Origin of the sequence: Enterobacter sp. 301B (genome assembly GCF_003850715.1) — a bacterium.
Taxonomy (GTDB): Bacteria; Pseudomonadota; Gammaproteobacteria; order Enterobacterales; family Enterobacteriaceae; genus Enterobacter; species Enterobacter intestinihominis.
In genome coordinates, this window is sequence record NZ_PQTC01000006.1 from 229,472 (window position 1) to 250,281 (window position 20,810).

The following is a 20,810-nucleotide window of genomic DNA, read 5'->3' on the forward strand; positions in this document are numbered from 1 at the left end:
CTTCCTCGTTAATCTCCTTTCAGGCAGCTCGCATACTGATTCGCCAGTTGGCTGAGGAACTGCGAATAGCTCGCTTTGCTCAACTGGATGTTCGTACCTAGCGGGTCAAGGGTTCCCATGCGCACGGATGTTCCCCTGGCCACGGCTTCTACGACCGCTGGCCTGAACTGTGGCTCAGCAAAAACGCATGTCGCTTTTTGCTCAACCAACTGTGTTCTGATTTCATGTAAACGCTGCGCACCAGGCTGAATTTCAGGGTTGACGGTAAAATGCCCCAATGGGGTCAGACCGTAATGTTTCTCGTAATACCCGTAGGCATCATGAAAAACGAAGTACCCTTTTCCTTTAAGCGGTGCGAGCTCGTTACCTACCTGTTTGTCGGTTGCAGCTAATTGAGCCTCAAAATCCTTCAGGTTGGCGTCGAGTTTGATTCGACTTTGCGGCATAAGTTCCACTAATTTGTCGTGGATTGCAACCGCTGTAAGCCGCGCTATCTCTGGGGAGAGCCAGAGATGCATGTTGTATTCACCGTGATGGTGATGGTCGTCACCTTTTTCGCCATGAGCATGGTCGTGGTCGTGTTCGTCGCCCTCGTCCTCAGCCCCTTTCATCAGCAACGGTTTCACAGCGGACAGCTCACCAATCGTCACCTGTTTCTCCGCAGGGACCTGTTTAGCGGATTTCTGCATGAACGCTTCCATCTCAGGACCAATCCAGACGACTAAGTCCGCGTTCTGTAAGCGTTTTACATCAGACGGACGCAGAGAATAATCATGCTCGGAGGCCCCGTCAGGCAGAAGAACCTCTGTGTCCGTCACACCGTCGGCGATGGCAGCGGCGATAAAGCCAAGTGGTTTAAGCGAAGCGACAACGGCAGCGTTAACATCTTGTGCTGTTGTCCCCCAAAGAGCAGCGGATAAAGCTGCGAAAAGAAGCGTATTTTTCTGTAACATAATGCGACTAATCATCGTAATGAATGCGTGGAATGTGATATTATAACATTCGATGACTTCTGCAAGCTTAAATTGACATGACGACTTTAGTTTCTCTTGAAAATGTTTCGGTCTCATTCGGCCAGCGCCGCGTCCTTTCTGACGTGTCGCTGAATCTGAAGCCCGGCAAAATACTCACGCTGCTCGGCCCTAACGGTGCAGGCAAATCGACGCTGGTGCGCGTCGTATTAGGCCTGGTAGCCCCTGACGCAGGTGTTATCGTCCGCGAGGACAAATTGCGTATCGGCTATGTGCCGCAAAAATTACATCTTGATGCCACCCTGCCCCTGACGGTGAGCCGCTTCCTGCGTCTCCGTCCCGGTACGCGTAAAGCGGATATCCTACCGGCGCTAAAACGCGTTCAGGCGGGACATCTTGTTGAGGCGCCTTTGCAAAAGCTGTCGGGCGGTGAAACCCAGCGCGTATTGCTTGCCCGCGCCCTGCTCAGCAGCCCTCAGCTGCTGGTCCTGGACGAGCCGACGCAGGGTGTCGACGTCAACGGTCAGGTTGCGCTGTACGATCTTATCGACCAGCTCCGTCGGGAGCTTAACTGCGCGGTGCTGATGGTCTCCCACGATCTGCATCTGGTAATGGCCAAAACCGACGAAGTGCTGTGCCTGAACCATCACATCTGTTGTTCCGGCACGCCGGAAGTGGTGTCAATGCATCCCGAATTTATCTCCATGTTTGGCCATCGTGGCGCCGAACAGCTGGGCATCTATCGCCATAATCACAATCACCGCCATGATTTACAGGGACGAATTGTCCTGCGTCGGGGAAATGGACACTCATGATTGAACTGTTACTGCCCGGCTGGCTGGCCGGGATTATGCTTGCCTGCGCCGCGGGTCCACTCGGCTCGTTTGTCGTCTGGCGCAGAATGTCCTATTTCGGCGATACGCTGGCCCATGCGTCATTGCTGGGTGTCGCGTTTGGTTTGTTGCTGGACGTAAACCCGTTTTATGCGGTGATTGTCGTCACGCTGCTGCTGGCCGCCGGTCTGGTCTGGCTGGAAAAACGCCCTCATCTGGCAATTGATACCCTGCTCGGCATTATGGCGCACAGCGCCTTGTCGCTGGGCCTGGTGGTGGTGAGCCTGATGTCAAACATACGCGTAGACCTGATGGCCTATCTGTTCGGCGATCTGCTGGCCGTCACGCCCGAAGATCTGATTTCCATTGCCATTGGCGTGGTGGTGGTACTCGGGATCCTGCTGTGGCAGTGGCGGAATTTACTGGCAATGACCGTCAGCCCCGATCTGGCCTTTGTCGACGGCGTGAAGCTTCAGCGCGTGAAGCTGCTCTTGATGCTGGTGACGGCGTTAACCATCGGGGTGGCGATGAAATTTGTTGGCGCGCTGATCATCACGTCGCTGTTGATAATCCCTGCCGCCACGGCGCGTCGTTTTGCGCGTACGCCGGAGCAAATGGCCGGTATCGCGGTGATAATCGGGATGATCGCAGTGACGGGCGGATTAACCTTCTCGGCGTTTTATGACACGCCAGCGGGGCCGTCGGTGGTATTGTGCGCGGCGGTGTTGTTTATTTTCAGTATGATGAAAAAAACCGCGCAGTAGTCAGCATGTCCCCGGTGGCGCTTCGCTTACCGGGGCTACCATTAATCGCTACTTACGGCATCGCGGGCGGCGTAATGCCGAAATGATTCCACGCCCGCACCGTCGCCATACGACCACGCGGGGTACGCTGCAAGAAGCCCTGCTGGATTAGATACGGCTCCAGCACGTCCTCGATAGTCTCACGCTCTTCGCCAATTGCCGCCGCCAGGTTATCCAACCCCACCGGCCCGCCAAAGAACTTATCCAGCACCGCCAGCAGCAGCTTACGGTCCATATAGTCAAAGCCTTCGGCATCAACGTTCAGCATATCCAGCGCCTGCGCAGCAATGTCAGCCGAAATGGTGCCATCGTGCTTCACCTCGGCAAAATCACGCACGCGACGCAGCAGGCGGTTGGCGATACGCGGCGTACCGCGGGAACGTTTTGCCACTTCAAACGCTCCCTCTTCGCTCATATCCAGCCCCATGTAGCGCGCGCTGCGCCCCACAATATGCTGAAGGTCGGGCACCTGATAAAACTCCAGACGCTGCACGATACCAAAACGGTCGCGTAGCGGTGAGGTCAGCGAGCCGGCGCGGGTCGTGGCACCAATCAGGGTAAACGGTGGCAGATCGATTTTGATCGAGCGCGCGGCCGGGCCTTCGCCGATCATGATATCCAGCTGGTAATCCTCCATCGCCGGATAGAGCACTTCCTCCACCACCGGGGACAGGCGGTGGATTTCATCGATAAACAGCACGTCATGCGGTTCGAGGTTGGTCAGCATCGCCGCCAGGTCCCCTGCTTTCTCCAGCACCGGGCCGGAGGTGGTACGCAGGTTAACGCCCATTTCGTTGGCGACGATATTCGCCAGGGTGGTTTTACCTAACCCCGGCGGACCAAAAATCAGCAGGTGATCGAGCGCATCGCCGCGCAGCTTTGCCGCCTGGATGAAAATCTCCATCTGAGAACGAACCTGCGGCTGGCCAATGTACTCATCCAGCAGTTTTGGACGGATCGCGCGATCCACCACGTCATCTGGCTGAATGGTGCCTGCCGATACCAGGCGGTCTGCTTCAATCATCCTTTACCTCACAATGCAGCGCGCAGCGCTTCACGAATCAGAGTTTCACTGCTGGCATCCGGTTTGGCAACTTTACTCACCATACGGCTGGCCTCCTGAGGTTTATAGCCCAGCGCCACCAGCGCGGCAACCGCTTCCTGCTCGGCATCATCATCCGTCGCTGGCCCGCCCGGTGAAGTCAGCACCAGATCGGCCGCCGGAGTGAACAGATCGCCATGCAAACCTTTAAAGCGGTCCTTCATCTCGACAATCAGGCGCTCGGCGGTTTTCTTGCCGATGCCCGGAAGTTTAATTAACGCAGCCGGATCTTCGCGCTCAACGGCATTCACAAACTGTGGCGCTGACATACCGGACAGAATCGCCAGCGCCAGCTTGGGCCCGACGCCGTTGGTTTTGATTAATTCGCGGAACAGGGTGCGTTCCTGTTTGTTATTGAATCCGTACAGCAGCTGAGCGTCCTCACGCACCACAAACTGGGTAAAGACAACCGCCTCTTTGCCCGCCTCCGGCAACTCGTAGAAGCAGGTCATCGGCATATGGACTTCATAGCCCACGCCACCCACTTCCAGCAGCACTAACGGGGGTTGTTTTTCAATGATGATGCCTCTGAGTCTGCCTATCACGTGACGCTCCTGCGTTCTGGATGAAATTAACTGCCGACATAATAAAAAAAGGCTGGATAAACATCCAGCCTGATTTGTCATTATCGTAATCTGCCTCGCGCCAGATTGAGCCGCGACTCACTCATTTGCATCGCGTTCTGGCTGACGTGGCAGTGGGTAATCGCAATGGCCAGCGCATCGGCGGCGTCGGCCTGCGGGTTCGCCGGGAGCTTCAGCAGGGTACGCACCATGTGCTGCACCTGGCTTTTCTCCGCGCTACCTATGCCCACCACCGTCTGCTTAACCTGACGGGCCGAGTATTCAAACACTGGCAGGTCCTGGTTCACGGCGGCAACTATCGCCACGCCGCGCGCCTGCCCGAGCTTTAACGCCGAGTCAGCGTTCTTCGCCATAAAGACCTGCTCGATGGCGAAAAAGTCCGGCTGAAACTGGGTGATGATCTCCGACACGCCCGCATAAATGAGCTTCAGGCGCGACGGCAGATCGTCCACTTTGGTACGAATACAGCCGCTGCCGAGGTAGGTTAGCTGGCGTCCCACCTGACGGATAACGCCATACCCGGTGACGCGTGAGCCGGGGTCAATCCCGAGGATAATCGACATCACGCGTCTCCCGTAAACGGTTTACAGGCTCTCATTAGAGAGTCGCTGCAACCTCATCAGAGATTTCACCGTTGTGATACACTTCCTGCACGTCGTCGCAGTCTTCGAGCATGTCGATCAGACGCAGCAGTTTCGGTGCGGTTTCTGCATCCATGTCCGCTTTTGTGGAAGGGATCATGGACACTTCAGCGTTATCCGCTTTCAGACCTGCCGCTTCCAGCGCATCGCGCACGGCACCCATCTCTTCCCATGCGGTGTAGACATCGATAGCGCCGTCGTCGTAGGTCACAACGTCTTCCGCACCGGCTTCCAGCGCCGCTTCCATGATCGCATCTTCGTCGCCTTTCTCGAAGGAGATGACGCCTTTTTTGCTGAACAGGTAAGCAACGGAACCGTCAGTGCCCAGATTACCACCGGTTTTGGTGAACGCGTGGCGCACTTCCGCGACGGTACGGTTACGGTTGTCGGACAGGCACTCTACCATCACCGCCGTACCGCCAGGACCGTAACCTTCATAAATGATGGTTTCCATGTTCGCGTCTTCATCACCGCCCACGCCACGTGCGATTGCACGGTTCAGGGTGTCTCGCGTCATGTTGTTGGACAGGGCTTTATCCACCGCCGCGCGCAGACGTGGGTTAGAGGCCGGATCGCCGCCACCCAGACGCGCCGCTGTTACCAGCTCACGAATGATTTTGGTAAAGATTTTACCGCGTTTGGCATCCTGTGCCGCTTTACGGTGTTTGGTGTTGGCCCACTTACTATGACCTGCCATAAAAAGTTCTCCAAAAATCGCGCCTTCTCAGGCAGCGTTAATTACAAATTCTTCTATCGCCTGCCGGTTGCTCCATGACTTGGTCAGTGCAGCGGCATCCGCCGCATCCACCCAGCGGTAGGTCAGGTGTTCCGTGAACACGATCTCCCGCTCATGGGGAAGCGCAAGGCAGAACCACGATTCCGTATTGCGCTCAATTCCCGGTGCATAGCGATGACGTAAATGGCTAAAAATTTCAAACTCCACCGTGCGCTGACAGTCCTTCAGGGTCAGTTGCTCGCGAGCAACGTCAATGGCGACCTCTTCCTTTACTTCACGCGCGGCGGCCTGCGGCGCGGACTCCCCCTCTTCCAGACTGCCGGTAACCGACTGCCAGAAATCCGGATCGTCGCGCCGCTGCAACATCAGCACCCGCTTCGAGTCTTCTGCATAAATGACCACCAGAACCGAAACGGGACGCTTATATGCCATATCAGTTTTTCTCTTCCTTCTTCACCACCTCAATGCCCAGCTCAGCCAGCGCGGCCGGGTTGGCAAAGCTTGGCGCTTCAGTCATCAGACACGCCGCTGCGGTGGTTTTCGGGAAGGCGATAACATCACGGATGTTGTCGGTGCCGGTCAGCAGCATGGTCAGACGGTCAAGACCAAAGGCCAGACCCGCGTGCGGAGGCGTACCGTATTTCAGGGCGTCCAGCAGGAAGCCAAACTTCTCGCGCTGCTCCTGCTCGTTAATGCCCAGAATGCCGAACACGGTCTGCTGCATTTCACCGCTGTGAATACGCACGGAGCCGCCGCCCACTTCGTAGCCGTTGATAACCATATCGTAGGCATTCGCTACCGCATCTTCCGGTGCAGCCTTCAGTTCCGCCGCCGTCATGTCTTTTGGCGAGGTGAACGGGTGGTGCATCGCGGTCAGGCCGCCTTCACCGTCGTCTTCAAACATCGGGAAGTCGATCACCCACAGCGGCGCCCATTTGCTTTCATCGGTCAGGTTCAGGTCTTTGCCGAGCTTCAGACGCAGCGCGCCCATCGCATCCGCAACGACTTTCTTGTTGTCTGCGCCGAAGAAGATCATGTCGCCGTCCTGCGCGCCGGTGCGCTCCAGAATAGCTTCCACGATGTCCGCATTCAGGAATTTCGCAACAGGGCTGGTAATGCCTTCCAGACCTTTAGCACGCTCGGTTACTTTAATATAGGCCAGACCCTTCGCACCGTAGATCTTGATGAAGTTGCCGTAGTCGTCAATCTGCTTACGGCTCAGCGCAGCACCGCCCGGTACGCGCAGGGCAGCCACGCGGCCTTTCGGATCGTTAGCCGGACCAGCAAAGACCGCAAACTCAACGGCTTTCACCAGGTCTGCCACGTCCACCAGCTCCATCGGGTTACGCAGGTCTGGTTTGTCGGAGCCGTAGCGACGCTCGGCTTCCGCGAAGGTCATGATTGGGAAATCGCCCAGCTCAACGCCTTTCACGTCGTTCCACAGGCTACGCACCAGGGCTTCCATCACCTCACGCACCTGCTCGGCGGTCATGAAGGAGGTTTCCACATCGATCTGGGTAAATTCTGGCTGACGGTCTGCACGCAGATCTTCATCGCGGAAGCATTTCACGATCTGATAGTAGCGGTCGAAGCCGGACATCATCAGCAGCTGCTTGAACAGCTGTGGTGACTGTGGCAGCGCGTAGAATTTGCCCTTATGGACGCGGGATGGCACCAGGTAGTCGCGCGCGCCTTCCGGCGTGGCTTTGGTCAGCATCGGGGTTTCGATATCGAGGAAACCGTGGTCATCCATAAAGCGACGCACCAGGCTGGTGATTTTCGCACGGGTTTTCAGGCGCTGAGCCATCTCCGGGCGACGCAGATCCAGGTAGCGGTATTTAAGACGCGCTTCTTCGGTGTTGACGTGGTTGGAGTCCAGCGGCAACGCTTCTGCGCGATTGATAATCACCAGATCGGACGCCAGCACTTCGATAGCACCGGTCGCCATATCGGCGTTGATGTTTTTCTCGTCACGCGCACGCACGGTGCCCGTCACCTGAATGCAGAACTCATTACGCAGCTCAGAGGCCAGCTTCAACGCATCAGCGCGATCCGGATCGAAGAACACCTGAACGATACCTTCGCGGTCACGCATATCAATAAAGATAAGGCTACCAAGATCGCGACGACGATTGACCCAACCACACAGGGTGACCTGCTGCCCGACGTGGGACTGACGCAGCTGCCCGCAATATTCTGTACGCATGAGATATCCCTTAATTAGCCGCAGGCTGATTGTCGCCTGTCTTACAGGCTACGATGTCGCAGCTTTCTGTATGTCACAACTGGATGAAAAAAGGCGGCTATTATACTGGAAATTCTGCCGCACGATAAGAGCGAAGCACGGCCTGACGCGTGTTTGCTGTGCTCTTATTGTCTATTCTCACAAAAATTAACAAAATTATCCGACCGATAACAGGCCATCCCGTCGTAAGGTGTAAAAAAGCAATTAATTTTACTGGAGTGACAATGTTAACGCTTGATGCCACCAAAACCGCCCTTGTGGTCATTGATTTACAGGAAGGGATCCTGCCTTTTGCCGGTGGTCCACACACCGCTGACGATGTTGTAAGCCGTGCTGCGCGTCTGGCGGAAAAATGCCGGGCCAGCGGTGCGCCTGTCGTCATGGTGCGCGTCGGCTGGTCCACTGATTTCGCCGAAGCGCTAAAGCAGCCAGTTGATGCTCAGGCCCCGGCGCATGCGCTGCCGGACAACTGGTGGACATACCCGGTCTCGCTCGGTAAACGCGACAGCGATTTAGAAGTCACCAAACGCCAGTGGGGCGCATTCTATGGCACTGACCTGGAGCTCCAGCTGCGCCGTCGCGGGATAGACACTATTATTCTGTGCGGGATCTCAACCAACATCGGTGTGGAATCCACCGCCCGTAACGCCTGGGAGCTGGGCTTTAACCTGGTGATAGCGGAAGATGCGTGCAGCGCAGCCTCTGCGGATCAGCATCAGGGCAGCATGACCCATATCTTCCCGCGTATTGGTCGCGTGCGCAGCACGGATGAGATCCTCAGCGCGCTATGATGTACGTGGGTTTGCCCCAGTGGTCGCACCCGAAATGGGTGCGCCTGGGTATTACTGGCCTTGAAGAGTATGCCCGACACTTTAACTGCGTGACGCGGCAATTTTAAAAATCACTAAAGAACGCCCAAGAGCATGTGTATTCTTTATGATTATCAATGACATAAAATTAACTTCATATGAAAATCACCAAAGTTCATATGAGTAAAAATGTCCCACTCATGCCCCAAACCGTCTCAAAAACAATTTTTTTGCCCCATCCATGCCCCATAGCTCTCTTCTGAAATGCTATATACCTAACCGTTGACACTGTACAAATAACCAGTATAAATTCTCTTTAAAAATACAGTCGTTTCCGGAGGTCTTTATGTTCGTTGAGCTGGTCTATGACAAGCGTAATGTTGATGGTTTGGTTGGCGCCAGAGAGATTATTCTGGCAGAGCTGACGAAGCGAGTGCACCAGATCTTCCCTGATGCCGAAGTGAGGGTGAAGCCGATGCAGGCGAACGGCTTGAATAGCGATGCCAGCAAAAGCGATCGGGAAAAGCTGAACCGCATGCTGGAGGAAATGTTTGAAGACGCAAATATGTGGCTGGTGAATGATTAGCAAAGCCCGTGTTCGCTTCGTGCATACCTTCAACTACGCAGACATGCACCACTACCCATCGTACTTTTCCGATATTGAACGGCACTTCATCTTAGTGGCGTTAAATAATAAGCACTTTTACTACTCACTGTTTTTGCGGTCACTCCAATAGATGCCCTTTTCAGTGCCGCATTAAATGCAACTAACGTTACCGGTCTTGGAGTTGTCTTGGTACGATGTGAATGGCTCTGAAACAAAAACACATCTTCAGGATACTTCTCCCTGCGGGAGTGGAGAATTCTTTTAACTCCTGGCTTAAGAGCAATGCATCTTTCCCTCAGTCCTTTTGTGGCTGAAAGAACAAGAATATCATGGCTCACATCATCAAACTTTGCCCCAAGAAGCTGTCCGGGCTTAGCCTGACTCAGATACAACATTGCCCAGAGATCTGACCATGTATCAGAAATATTCTCAAGATTCCGCTTGATAGCAATAAATTCAACTACGGTAAGCCCCCACACATCTCTCATCATTCCTTTCAGTAGATCCTCTTGTTACATGAAGCTTATGTACAAACAGAATCTTCATGGTTGTAACATTCAATATTCGAATTACCGAACAGTGCCCAGCAACCGTAGCTCATTTTTACATATGGCTGTCCGAAACATCAAACATCCTGCTCTCATACTAAGAATTTTTTGTTCTGAACGTTTGCAGTTCCGTATTGTCTAAATGAAAAGTTCATAAAAAAGGTTCAACATGGCAACGTTTATAATCGCAAGTACCGTAGTTGTTGCTCTTGGCTTGATAGTATTGAGCCTGATCAAAATTGGCATAAGCACATCGAATAACCCGGATGAATTTTAATGTGTTGAAGTTCGTGTAACGTCTTTATTTACTGGGAATTTTTTATATAGAGTACAAACGGCCACATCGTAAATGATCGCCACCTGCTTCCGATCCACTCCGTTTGCGATCAACCTGCCAGCCTGAGCCCATTGCTCAGGTGTCAATTTTGGCCGCCTCCCACCGATTCGCCCTTTCTCACGGGCTGCGGCCAACCCAGCCCGAGTGCGCTCCACTATCAACTCCCTCTCCATTTCAGCCAGAGCTGACATGATATGAAAGATGAAGCGGCCCATCGGGCTTGATGTATCAATGCTGTCCGTGAGGCTCTTGAAGTGGATGCCACGCTGACGTAGTTCATCCACCAGCAGCACCAAATTACGCATGCTACAACCAAGACGATCCAGCTTCCAGACCACAAGCGTATCGCCCTCATTCAGCGTTCTCAGAAGCTTTTTAAGCGCTGGTCGGTTTGCCACGGTACCGCTCATTTTTTCTTCGAAAATCTGTTCACATCCTGCGCGTTCGAGTGCTTGCTGCTGAAGATCCGTATTTTGGTCATTTGTTGACACCCTTACATAGCCAATTTGCATATTTTCCACCCAGTTATTTCTGCAAAAAAATCAGGTGAAGTTATCGGCATGGCTGCCGCAGGGCAATCTATAAAACGTCGGTTTAGGAAACAGCGCTACACGAGATGTTGATAGTCAGTTTGCCCCAGGAATTTCGTACCTTAATGGCGCCGCTGTAATGGCGCAATGTCATCGTGATTATCGCAGTCTCGCCTCTTACGACGCTATAGCCCAATATCCTCTCGGTATGTCCTTCGGTATTCAGTCCGGTGGCAATGCGTGGGGAGGAGGTAGTGGAGTAGATACATATACGGGCATGCTAACGCTACGTGGGTGGCATGATCCGTCAGGTGGTGGCTATGTGTCGTGGCAGCTTGCCTCAACCTCTCAGGGGCTCAAGTATCGTCAGGGTAATGGAACAATTCAGGGCAATGCTAACGTCGGGTTCTCCACGACGCATACCCTTTATTCGACGCAGAACACTACAAAAGCCAGCGACGGAACTCTTAAGGCAGCATCCCCAGTAGTTAAGCTTTTTGCAGACGGTTCGTTTGAAACTAATGACGAATCAGAAGGCTGTTCTGTAACTCGTTTGAAAGCCGGAGAGTATCTGATCGAGGGCTGCATGGGTATGAACTCTGATGCGGCGTGGGGTGGGATTGATGGCGGTTTTGATATTCCTAAAGATCGCAACGGGCAGGCCCTGATCTGGCTTGACTATGAGGTAAATGCCGACGGGTCAGTGCTCGTGAAAACATTCCACCGGGAATACTCGACGGCACCGATATTTGCGAGGAACTCCCGGGAAGGTCTCGCAGATGGCGAAGCGGCCGACATTCCGGCCGATCAGTTTGTCAGTGTCCGTGTAGAGATGCCGCAAAACAGTATCTGGAATCAACGTGCGGCTATGGCTCAAGTCCCTGACTCATCCTCTGATTAAAGGCAGAATCATCAGGCATATCGAGGCGAACGTCGATCCAGCTGTTGGCAGGAACATCTATAGGAGCCCCTTTCGTTTTAACAATTTCGCCTTCTTCGTTGAGTATGTATTTCCGCTTAAAAAGCCGAATCGTCAGCCCACCGCCTTCTGTCTGCTCAGCTTCAACTACACCCAGTTCCCCCATGCCGCCAGGGTCCATTGGTGGCAATAACTGCCAGCCCTCAGAGGCCAGTCCCGCTGAACCAGTCAGGACATAAACACCAACATCCAGTCTTGAAATCTTGATCCCTTCAGCTTCTTCATTGGCAGTTCCACCTCCACACCAGCTGAAACCGTCAGAATCAATGTCCTCACGCTGGCAGTCCTCACGGGATTTTACAATACGGGCGACAGGGGACGCCGCCTTCAAAGTACCATCGCTTGATTTTGTCGTATTACCAGTCGTGTAAGCTTCGTGATAGGCCCATGCGATCCCGCTGTAATATGAAAACCAGGTACGACGTAGAGAGTATGCCTGATGTATTCTGGTTGGCCTGTTGCCCCGATTGAGAATGATGGAAGTTAGTCCTGTATTCGATGTCAGGCCCAACTGAGTCAGACCATCATTTTGATGTGAGGTAAATCCGGTAGGCGTGAACCCGTCCATATTATCGAGGGTTGGACCGTCCCCTTGGATAGCGCCAAGGTTGAATGCGCCTACCTGCATGACGTTTCCTGCGGCTGTTCCAACGTCCTTCGTGGCGCTACTTCCCAAACCGAGGTTTGTGCGAGCGTCAGCGGCATTCGTTGCCCCGGTCCCGCCGTCCGAAACTCCAACCGCCCCATTGCTCCCTTTCTGGACCAGTTTACCGATCGCCGGAATAGTTACACGAGCGCCGTTGATGGTCACGGTGATGCTCTGGTTTGCTGAGGTGGTGGCGAACGTCTCCCAGGCGCCGATATTCTCGTCGTACTCGTTAATGAGCTGAGATATGCTCTGCGCCAGGCCGTCGACCGAGAGACTATCAGTAACAAGAATGCCGTACTTCTGGCCGCTCAACGCCGGAGACGCGGCAGGCGTAACCGTCAGTGATGTCGCACTGTTGATGGCGGTGATCTGAAACATCTGTACCGGGTTAGATAGAACAAACAACGTCTGGCCAACCCGAATCTGGCTGGCTGGTGCCGTCCAGTTCGTGCCGGTGCCGGTGGCTGTATTTCCGTTAATGGCGATGGTGCCAGTGTTATAAAGCATATTTTCTCCAGGCAATAAAAAACCCCGCCGGAGCGAGGTTGATTAAAAAGACAGTTTATTCAGACGTACATATCGGGGAGAACGGGAAGGTTCAGTGGCGTTACCGTGTCATTACCAAAAATTGCATACCGCTCGCGCCCCAGATATTTCCCACCCTGAACTGAAGCGCTGCCGTTCTGTATTTTTATTCCGAACATTCGATACACGTACATGCCATTAACTTCGTGAGCCATCAGCCCGAATCTGCCCAGCGGAACATACCCGCTGCCGATGCTCACGGCATTTTTTGAAGGCGTCCAGAGCTGATTGAGGTAGACGAAAGGCCGTCTCGTCGTTGAAAACGTGCAGACTCCGGCAGCATTGAAGATATTGAGCCCCGCGCCCGGCTGCGGCGCCACGCCACTGGCGAAAATGACAATATCTATCGTGCCGGTCGTCGGAGCGTCATCATTCGTGGAAGGAGGGCTGAAGAATCTGACCGTGTTGCCATCGAAATCGACTGTGTTACCGCTATTGCAGCGCCCAAAGACGATATATTTGGACTTGTCGTACCCCGCTATCGTGGGAACTGCCCAGCCGCCTGTGGGGACATTGACGGTACCCTTCCAGATACACTGCCCTGACTGCGTGGCATTGGTAATCGCCAGGAAGTCGGTGCTGTCACCAATAAGCAGGCCTTCGCCTTTACGTTGGCCTGGCGGAAATATCTGCCAGATGCTTCCGGGAAACGTGTAAGTACTCTCACGCTCACTGATGCTTACATCCTTCATCGTGGAGTTCTGCGTCACACGGCCACCGGATATGGTGACCGAGTTCATTTTATGAAGCAGCCCTGAATCAAGGTAAGCTGTCGCATGCGGGATAAACAGCACCTGCGCCCCGGAAACATAACCGGCAATATCAGCGTACTTGGCTTTCTGGTAGCCACTGTCAAAGTTGGCTCCAAACGACGGGCACCGCAGGCCCGCCGTTATCTCCATGCGCTTTCCACCATCATTAAGCTCTATCAATAATCCTGTTGGCATTTTATGTCCACGTCCCCAGAACGATCCGACCACCACCGGGAATGTTGACGGTTACACCGTTGCCATTGATCACCGTTGTGTTGCCGGAGCCATTGAAAGAAAAATTACCGTTTGTGGCGTAAATCGAGCCGCGAACGGTCACGTTGTTGAACGTCGCGTAGCCTGATTTGTTGATGTGCCAGCCAACGTTCCCGGTGCCGTCCCAGGTTGTCGACTGAATGTAGCTGCCGATCTTGGCGTTTCCAATCGTCCCGTCTCCAATGACCGTGTCCCGAATTATGGTCTGCCCATTCTGGATAACGAAAGGAAGCGTAACGGTCGCTCCGGCCTGGTGCGTTACGGCGAAGCGGTCAGCCAGGAAGATAACCTGCGACTGCATGCCGGACGGCGTATTCTCCACGCCTATCCCCATCCCTGCGGCGTAGTACTGGCCGTTGCTGGATAACCCGACCTTGATGCTGTACATCGCCTTCAGGTCCCCGTTAACGTTCGCGATGGCCTGAGCGTTAGTGGTAATGGCTGACGTATGCCCGTTGATGGTCGCTGTGATGCCGTTTATCTGCGTGGCCGTGGCCTGCTGGTAATCGGAGAACGTCTGGTTCAGGCTGTTGATGGATGCCTTGTTGCCGTTCACGTCAGTCTGCAAACTCAGCAGCGAACGCGCCGTTGCCTCCTTCTCGTTGACGATCACCTCATCAATGCGGTCCAGCTGCGCGCTGTTACCGGCGACCGATGCAGACAGTGTTTTGCGCGCGGCCACCTGCGCCAGGTTGCCCTGAATAATCGCGATGGCGGAGTTCTTCACCCCCCCCGCCATGCCGTCCACAGACACGCTGATGTTATCGATGCGCTGGCCCAGCGCGGTATCAGCCGTTGCCACTGTCTGCTCAAGCTCGCTCAAAGAAGAAGACACATCTCCGACCTTGCTCGACAGGTTTGTAACGCTGGTCTGAACCTTCCCGATATCCTGGGCATTTTGGGCAATTTTCTGCGCCTGTTGCTCCAGTTCGTCGTTGGCCTGTTTGATGTCGTTTGCCATGCCAGCAATTTTTTCATTGCTGTCCACCGCGTTCTCGATCAGGTCTTTGAACGTATCGGAGCCTTTCATGTCCTCCAGAATGGCATCGGTGATATCGGATACATCAATGCTGGCCTGTCCGCGCACAAAGTCTGTATACCCTGATTCGTTTCCGCTGCGGTCCACCAGCTGCGCGCGGTACCAGAAAATTTGCCCTGCCTTAAGGCCCATCTGCTGATACTTGCGCTGCGGATAGGGTACATCTGCCAGCAGCATCGCATCGTCTTCGGTACCGGTCAGGCTGTACTGAATTTCCGTCTTCAGCGTGTCGTCGGTATTCGCGGGGAATCCCCAGTTCAGCTCAATACCGAATACCACGTTTTCAGAAGCAATGAAGCCGACCGGCTTCGGTGGATTGCCCACTTTCCCCGTCAGCGTTTTCTCTTCTGAATAGCCCCATCCGGACGAGATTTCTGCGGCATTGATTGCGCGCACGCGCACCAGGTAGCGCCCGGCATAAATCCCGGGGACGTCGAATGACGTGGTGGAGCTGCGCGGCACGTTAACCCAGTTCCCATCATTGCGGCGCCATTGCGCTTCATAGGCGATAGCGTTCTGCGCCTGGTCCCAGCTCACGCGCATCGTTTCGACGCTGATATTTTGCTGCACCACCGAAAACGAGCTGATCACGATGTTCGCAGGCGGCGACTGGTTGCCCGGAGGGATCACGCTCACCGGCCGCTGGTCAATGATGGCTCCGGTATCGATTCGGGCATATTTATCCGGATCGTGCCATGCACCGGTAATGGTGAAAGTGCCATCATCGTTATCAGCGACACTCACAACACGATACTGCTGCGCGTAGAGTTCGTTTGACTCAACAACCCAGACAGCTTCGGCCTGAGGCGTCTCACTGTACGCGGTGGTGACTGTGACCGATTCCCCGTTAACCGCCTGAATGGTCCTGCTCTGTGACGCTCCGGAGGGAAGGTTAAGGATAAGACGATCACCTGCTGCTGCATCAGCTACACGGTCAAGTTTGATAACGCGACCGTTAACGGCGCTGATGCGACCGCCCATAACCTTTCCGGAAAGCAGCTCGTCTGCCACAGCGATGATATAGCCTGGCTGCGGTATGTTTCCGTCCAGCCCGACATCAAACGAAACAACGCGATCCTTGTTGTTGGTGAGAATACCCCAGCGCCCCTTTCTGTTCGCTTCTGACTGCCTGGTACAGCCGATGGCTGTCATTTCCAGCTGATTGAAGCCGTACCGCGCCACCAGCGCCTGCTCGAATACGGGTTCCATCGCGTCAGCATAGGCGTTACCGGGATCGGACCATGAAACCAGCGCTGTAGTGTAGCGGGTTTTCGTGGTGCTGCTTGAATAGGTGAAGCGACCGCCAACAACATTAGCGCGCGTGTAGCTGTAATCCACATCACGGGGCATATCGGCCAGAGCAACGATCTGATCGCCACCCCAGTACGTCATGCCACGGAATATGGCCGCAAAATCACGCAGGACTGTGTAAGCGTCGTTTCGGTCCTGGATGTACACGTTGCAGGTATAGCGTGGTTCTGTTCCATCGCCACCCTTACCGTCCGGAACCATCTGATCGCAATACTGGGCGACCTGATAAAGCGTCCATTTATCGATGTTAGCAGCAGTCAAACGGTGACCGAGTCCGAACCGGTCAGAAACAACCAGATCGTAAAATATCCACGCAGGGTTATCCGTCCATGCCCACTTAAACGCCCCGGTCCATGTCCCGCTGTAAGAGCGGGTTTCTGGGTCGTAAGTATCAGGAACCCGAATAACGCGGCCACGAGGCTCACAGGAGATCTGAGGTATAGAGCCATTAAACTGGCTGGAGTCGAATTCGATGTACAGCAGCGCGGTGTTCGGATATCGCAATTTCGCATCAATCACCTCAGTGAAGCTCTGTAGCGTCATCGTGTCGCCGATTTTCGCGCTGTTGGCGTCAGCGGTAATTTTGCGTAGTCTGATTGTCCAGGTGCTGCCCGCCTGAGGTAAATCAATACGATGGCTACGCTCATAACCTGAGGTCGTTTTCCCGGTCACACTGGTATTGAGGACTGTCTGCCATGTCCCGCCGTCCGTCTGCAAGTCAATCGCATAATTAACCGAGTAACCAACCAGATCGCCATCGTCCTCCTGCTTGAAAAGCGATGGCCATTTCAGGCGTAAACGAACCGCTGAAAGCTGTGTATTGGTGAAGGTTCGTGTCCACGCTGTAGCGCTCGTTACCTCGGTTCCCACGCTGATTTCGTTTTCGGTACCGGGAATGCCCTGAATGTACTTCTGGGCCTGTGTACCCGCGCGAAATTCCCACGTAACGCCGCTGAAGTTTTGGGAGCCGTCGGCGTTCTCCAGCGCCGTTCCGTCCAGGTAGATATCCTTCCCGGTGAGCTGTCCAGCAAACTCCCCTTCCCCAAGCGCAACGAGAATCTTTGCCTTCGCTACAGATTGCAGATCATCAGGCTGTTCGGTAGGAGTTCGGGAACTGGAGCTCCCCCCTTTTCGTCCGGTAATTTTATTCGCCATATCGCGCCCATAAAAAAAGCCACCCGAAGGTGGCTTGTAAAAAGGTTTGTTATCTACTGCTGATCTTCGACATAAATCCCGGCGGAAATAATTGCCCCGCCGATTCGCCGGCGGCCGTAAAGGAGCGGAACCGGGTAACCCTGTGCGGCGGTGTTTGTCACCCCACCGAACGCATACGATGCACGGTTATCTGCGCTTTGTTTGCTGGCCAGGCCACCGGGTTGAGGCGAAAGCATCTGAACAACTCCACCAGCGATCATAGCTGCACCAAACTTCGCGGCTCCGTAACCAACAGCAGATAGTGTTCCACCAGAAAGCATTCCAACTGCAATCCCCGCAACGACAAGAACAGCTCCAAGAATTGTCTGTAAAACTCCAGCTTTTTTACTTCCGATCACTACAGGGACAATTCGAATAACTTCACCTGTTACCGGAAAACCAAAATCATCTTTTCCGATATTTTTTTTATCTTTAAAGACGGCGTAGGTCAGGCCCCTTGCTTTGCTGGTTATCAAAAATTTCTCCAGCCCGTCTATTGTTTTTGTAAGTGAGTTTATCGCTTCTGCGGTTGTTCTTATTAGACGATGGTGAACCTTCCCGTAGGTTTTACCCAAAACACCGCCGAGCTCAATTCTGGTCATAACCTCTGACATTTTCATTCTCCATAAAAAAAGCCACCCGAAGGTGGCTTAGATTATTTTAGGGTTTTCAAAGACATGATCTGGCGGCCGTAGCCCAGTGGTCGTTCCATCCTTTCGCGACGGCATAAACCTTTATATCGCTTCCGCCTGTCGCTGATTTATCGATATTCACCACTGAAAGAGCACCGAATATATCGTCTGATGCTGTGATTTTGTATCCTGATTCAGTGGGTATGCTTGAGCTTGAAGATCGTAGCTCCACCCATTTAGGAGCAAGGCAACGATTAACCTCATCAACAGTTTTTGTTGAATGCTCTGATAGGATAGGTTTTTGTTCTTCTAGTGAAGAAACAGAACATCCCATCAGCAGGAAGATAAAAATTGGGAGGATAATCTTTTTCATGGCACATCAGTCCCTTTGACAGATTGACTCATAGGAATCAATTTTCTTCTGGTCTTGGTCATTAATAATGATGATTGGTCCATGATTATTGACCTTTCCATCTTTGACCTCAATCCGCACATAATATGGTTTTTTACCCGTGTATGCGCCGTATGAATTTTTAGCATTCACATAACCGCAAACATATCCAGAATTTTCACCAAAATCACGGAAAAATGATTCAAACTTGGCACTGTCCGGATCTTTAAGGGTGTCTTTGACCAAGGACTCCCCCATGTCAATAAAATCCTTTTCAGAAGGTGTGCAACCAACAATAATCAGGCTACACGCTAATATCGAAAGAAATTTCCTCATATCCCTAACCCCTTTTTTCGTTTTGCAAAAGGTTAGCACAGAGATTTGTAACGGAGAATCTTCATCGTTCGTTCCTGCCAGTAACCGCCATATGGTACTCGCTGACTCAGGTGACCGTACAGGTGGTGCAGCAGCATATTGCCCTCCAGCAATATACCCGCGTGGTTCCACTTATCAGCCTGCACCTGCATGATCACCATATCGCCAGGTTTCGGCGGCCCGTCGAATTCACGGAATCCGCACTCGTACCAGCAATCCTGATAGAAGTTGTCCGGATAGTCGTTTTCCCACCAGGGATAATCAACCCGGTAATCGTGGAGTTCGATACCATGCGTTTGCCGGAAATAGCTCATTACCAGCCCCCAGCAGTCAAAGTGACCAAGCACAAAAGGACGCTCCAGCAACGGCAGCTCTCCGCGCGGCTGGATGGTGCGTAAATCCCCCTCCGGCCAGCTCACGATATGCCAGGGTAAAAGCATTGCGTCGCATTGCGCTTTATCCAGTTCGCTCGGCTGCGTAGTGGCGTCAGGGTGGCTGTGAACGATGGCGATCACCGTACCCCAGTCCTCAGCGGATGCGTAATCTTCGGGGCAAAGGACAAAATTGTCCTCCGGCGCCGCGGCAAGATTCCGGCAAGGAAAATAACGTTCAACGCGGCTTTTCTGCGCCACCACACCACAGCACTCACGAGGATATTCAGTGGCAGCATGCGCCATAATCGCATCAATTGTTTTCTGACGCATATCAGCTCCTGATCAGCGACGTACCCGGGAACCCACCAAACGAGAGCTCGTTGTTTTCACCGAACCGAAGTTTGCAGGCCGTCAGCGTTCCGTTGCATTCATCCAGTGACGGATCGCTTACCGGGTTGTTGTTTTTGTCGAAATAACGCGTACCGGCATAGTCGCAACCATCGCCGGTGCGGTACTTATTACGAATGCACCATGTACACAGGGAATGAAGCTGCCGTGTCGGGATCATTTGCCCCTGAAGATCCATAGGGCTGGACAGTACAAACTCGATGGTTTCGCCGGCAAGCTCGGTCGTTTTCCCGTCGATATACCAGACCTGAATTTTCTCCTGAGTCGGATCTGCTGTAGGGTTACCGCCTGCGAAGTTTTTCGCATCGAGATATTTTGCCTTTGTGTCGTGAATAGTGACCTTAGCCTGTAGCAAATCGTCATACGCAAGACACAGGGCAGAAATAGAGCTTTCGATGTTCGCGACCGTCAGTGATGGCGTCGCATTGCTGCCACTGGTCGATTTCTCCAGCCCTTCCAGCTGATAAGGCCAGGCAGAATATTCATTACCCTGCCACCAGATTGGTTTCGCCGGGAGCTTGGCCTCATCCCCGCCGGCGGCGACTATTTCCGCTTCGGTGTGGGGAATGTTGTAATTGTGAAACCGGAGAACGTCCGTCAGTCCAAAAGAAGAACCGTCCACCTCAATCAGACGAACGTCGTTTCCTGATTCCAGCTTCTGATAGTCTGCGTTTAAGCTCATGGTTTAAATGCCTGGATGAATGTTGCTTCAAGGTTGAATTTCCCAGCGCCGAGCCCGGTGGGTTTATACGTTTCGCAACGATACAAACCCAAAGGTTCGAGCGGTGGCTTCCACTGAAAGGCTTTCGTCCCTTCATGCCTGTCGAGAAAAGATTTAATGGCGGAAATGTAGGTTTCGTTGCCAGTAAAGTTGAGCGTCCACTGCTGGGTTCTGGTATTCAATCCATCCCCTGAAACCTGCTCATATCCATCACCAAACTGCGCTTTCCTGACGCGGAAATTTATATCTGCCTCTGAATCGCCACGGGTTTAACAGACACCTCAGAGTCATTTAAGATGGCTTAAAGAGAGGTGCCCATGAGCGGTAAGCGTTATCCCGAAGAGTTTAAAACTGAAGCAGTCAAACAGGTTGTTGATCGCG

The 20,810-nt window shown here is 53.3% G+C and carries 22 protein-coding genes and 2 pseudogenes; 6 read left to right on the forward strand and 18 right to left on the reverse strand.

The window, feature by feature from the left end; genetic code table 11:
• Positions 1-8: 8 nt before the first annotated feature.
• Entirely contained in the window at positions 9-953 is a 945-nt protein-coding gene (gene znuA / locus C3451_RS09450; protein ID WP_032622452.1) for a zinc ABC transporter substrate-binding protein ZnuA, read from the reverse strand.
• A gap of 77 nt (positions 954-1,030) precedes the next feature.
• On the opposite strand from znuA, the gene znuC reads away from it, so the two are divergent.
• Together znuC and znuB are read left to right on the forward strand one after the other, a co-directional pair.
• Positions 1,031-1,786 (forward strand): zinc ABC transporter ATP-binding protein ZnuC, encoded by a 756-nt coding sequence (gene znuC, locus C3451_RS09455; RefSeq protein WP_003859757.1) that lies wholly within the window; start codon positions 1,031-1,033, stop codon positions 1,784-1,786.
• Entirely contained in the window at positions 1,783-2,568 is a 786-nt protein-coding gene (gene znuB, locus C3451_RS09460) for a zinc ABC transporter permease subunit ZnuB (protein WP_022648485.1), read from the forward strand. The genes znuC and znuB overlap by 4 nt, the downstream gene beginning before the upstream one ends.
• A 52-nt stretch (positions 2,569-2,620) precedes the next feature.
• Here znuB and ruvB read toward each other — a convergent pair whose 3' ends face one another.
• The 6 genes from ruvB to aspS all read right to left on the reverse strand — a co-directional run bounded on the left by ruvB (position 2,621) and on the right by aspS (position 7,876).
• Positions 2,621-3,631, reverse strand: coding sequence for a Holliday junction branch migration DNA helicase RuvB (gene ruvB, locus C3451_RS09465; protein ID WP_006811035.1), 1,011 nt, complete (start codon positions 3,629-3,631; stop codon positions 2,621-2,623).
• 8 nt (positions 3,632-3,639) lie between these two features.
• On the reverse strand, positions 3,640-4,254 hold the full coding sequence (gene ruvA / locus C3451_RS09470; protein WP_022648487.1) for a Holliday junction branch migration protein RuvA: 615 nt from the start codon (positions 4,252-4,254) through the stop codon (positions 3,640-3,642).
• An 80-nt stretch (positions 4,255-4,334) separates the two neighbouring features.
• On the reverse strand, positions 4,335-4,856 hold the full coding sequence (gene ruvC / locus C3451_RS09475; RefSeq protein ID WP_124304297.1) for a crossover junction endodeoxyribonuclease RuvC: 522 nt from the start codon (positions 4,854-4,856) through the stop codon (positions 4,335-4,337).
• 34 nt (positions 4,857-4,890) lie between these two features.
• The gene (locus tag C3451_RS09480) at positions 4,891-5,631 is read right to left on the reverse strand and encodes a YebC/PmpR family DNA-binding transcriptional regulator (protein ID WP_003859747.1); all 741 of its coding nucleotides are present in this window, start codon (positions 5,629-5,631) and stop codon (positions 4,891-4,893) included.
• A 27-nt stretch (positions 5,632-5,658) separates the two neighbouring features.
• Positions 5,659-6,102: a dihydroneopterin triphosphate diphosphatase gene (gene nudB, locus C3451_RS09485; protein WP_023300445.1), complete on the reverse strand. Its 444-nt coding sequence runs from the start codon at positions 6,100-6,102 to the stop codon at positions 5,659-5,661.
• Between the two features lies 1 nt (position 6,103).
• A complete protein-coding gene (gene aspS / locus C3451_RS09490) occupies positions 6,104-7,876 on the reverse strand; it encodes an aspartate--tRNA ligase (protein ID WP_023300446.1) in 1,773 nt (590 codons plus the stop codon).
• A 263-nt stretch (positions 7,877-8,139) separates the two neighbouring features.
• Here aspS and C3451_RS09495 point away from each other — a divergent pair, with 263 nt between their 5' ends.
• From C3451_RS09495 to C3451_RS09505, 3 genes and pseudogenes are all read left to right on the forward strand, one after another.
• A complete protein-coding gene (locus C3451_RS09495; RefSeq protein WP_022648490.1) occupies positions 8,140-8,706 on the forward strand; it encodes a hydrolase in 567 nt (188 codons plus the stop codon).
• Positions 8,703-8,798: pseudogene (locus tag C3451_RS24515) on the forward strand (hypothetical protein); the annotation flags it as partial. The gene C3451_RS09495 and the pseudogene C3451_RS24515, both read left to right, overlap by 4 nt.
• Positions 8,799-9,070: 272 nt before the next feature.
• On the forward strand, positions 9,071-9,310 hold the full coding sequence (locus C3451_RS09505; RefSeq protein WP_017384354.1) for a DinI family protein: 240 nt from the start codon (positions 9,071-9,073) through the stop codon (positions 9,308-9,310).
• 86 nt (positions 9,311-9,396) lie between these two features.
• Here the strand turns inward: C3451_RS09505 and C3451_RS09510 are convergent, their stop codons facing one another.
• Together C3451_RS09510 and C3451_RS09515 are read right to left on the reverse strand one after the other, a co-directional pair.
• Positions 9,397-9,822, reverse strand: a complete 426-nt coding sequence (locus tag C3451_RS09510; RefSeq protein WP_123906383.1) for a hypothetical protein — start codon at positions 9,820-9,822, stop codon at positions 9,397-9,399.
• Positions 9,823-10,152: 330 nt separating this feature from the next.
• Entirely contained in the window at positions 10,153-10,728 is a 576-nt protein-coding gene (locus tag C3451_RS09515; RefSeq protein ID WP_063135683.1) for a recombinase family protein, read from the reverse strand.
• 340 nt (positions 10,729-11,068) lie between these two features.
• On the opposite strand from C3451_RS09515, the gene C3451_RS24520 reads away from it, so the two are divergent.
• On the forward strand, positions 11,069-11,647 hold the full coding sequence (locus C3451_RS24520) for a hypothetical protein (protein WP_227440729.1): 579 nt from the start codon (positions 11,069-11,071) through the stop codon (positions 11,645-11,647).
• Here C3451_RS24520 and C3451_RS09525 read toward each other — a convergent pair.
• From C3451_RS09525 to C3451_RS09565, 9 genes and pseudogenes are all read right to left on the reverse strand, one after another.
• Positions 11,613-12,881 (reverse strand): hypothetical protein, encoded by a 1,269-nt coding sequence (locus C3451_RS09525; protein WP_063139385.1) that lies wholly within the window; start codon positions 12,879-12,881, stop codon positions 11,613-11,615. The genes C3451_RS24520 and C3451_RS09525 overlap by 35 nt on opposite strands.
• Before the next feature lie 59 nt (positions 12,882-12,940).
• Complete coding sequence (locus C3451_RS09530; RefSeq protein ID WP_026080692.1) at positions 12,941-13,906, reverse strand: DUF6453 family protein; 966 nt, start codon at positions 13,904-13,906, stop codon at positions 12,941-12,943.
• A 1-nt stretch (position 13,907) separates the two neighbouring features.
• Entirely contained in the window at positions 13,908-17,489 is a 3,582-nt protein-coding gene (locus tag C3451_RS09535) for a phage tail protein (protein ID WP_063139384.1), read from the reverse strand.
• A gap of 53 nt (positions 17,490-17,542) precedes the next feature.
• The gene (locus C3451_RS09540; RefSeq protein WP_047720006.1) at positions 17,543-18,142 is read right to left on the reverse strand and encodes a tail assembly protein; all 600 of its coding nucleotides are present in this window, start codon (positions 18,140-18,142) and stop codon (positions 17,543-17,545) included.
• 55 nt (positions 18,143-18,197) lie between these two features.
• On the reverse strand, positions 18,198-18,533 hold the full coding sequence (locus tag C3451_RS09545) for a hypothetical protein (RefSeq protein ID WP_032622494.1): 336 nt from the start codon (positions 18,531-18,533) through the stop codon (positions 18,198-18,200).
• 6 nt (positions 18,534-18,539) lie between these two features.
• Positions 18,540-18,887 carry a hypothetical protein gene (locus C3451_RS09550; protein WP_032622495.1) on the reverse strand — a complete coding sequence of 116 codons (348 nt, stop codon included), beginning with the start codon at positions 18,885-18,887 and terminating at the stop codon, positions 18,540-18,542.
• A gap of 32 nt (positions 18,888-18,919) precedes the next feature.
• Positions 18,920-19,630, reverse strand: coding sequence for a C40 family peptidase (locus C3451_RS09555; protein WP_063139383.1), 711 nt, complete (start codon positions 19,628-19,630; stop codon positions 18,920-18,922).
• 1 nt (position 19,631) lies between these two features.
• Positions 19,632-20,390 (reverse strand): phage minor tail protein L, encoded by a 759-nt coding sequence (locus C3451_RS09560; RefSeq protein WP_063139382.1) that lies wholly within the window; start codon positions 20,388-20,390, stop codon positions 19,632-19,634.
• A pseudogene (locus tag C3451_RS09565) lies at positions 20,387-20,689 on the reverse strand (phage tail protein); the annotation flags it as partial. The pseudogene C3451_RS09565 and the gene C3451_RS09560, both read right to left, overlap by 4 nt.
• Positions 20,690-20,810 lie beyond the last annotated feature (121 nt).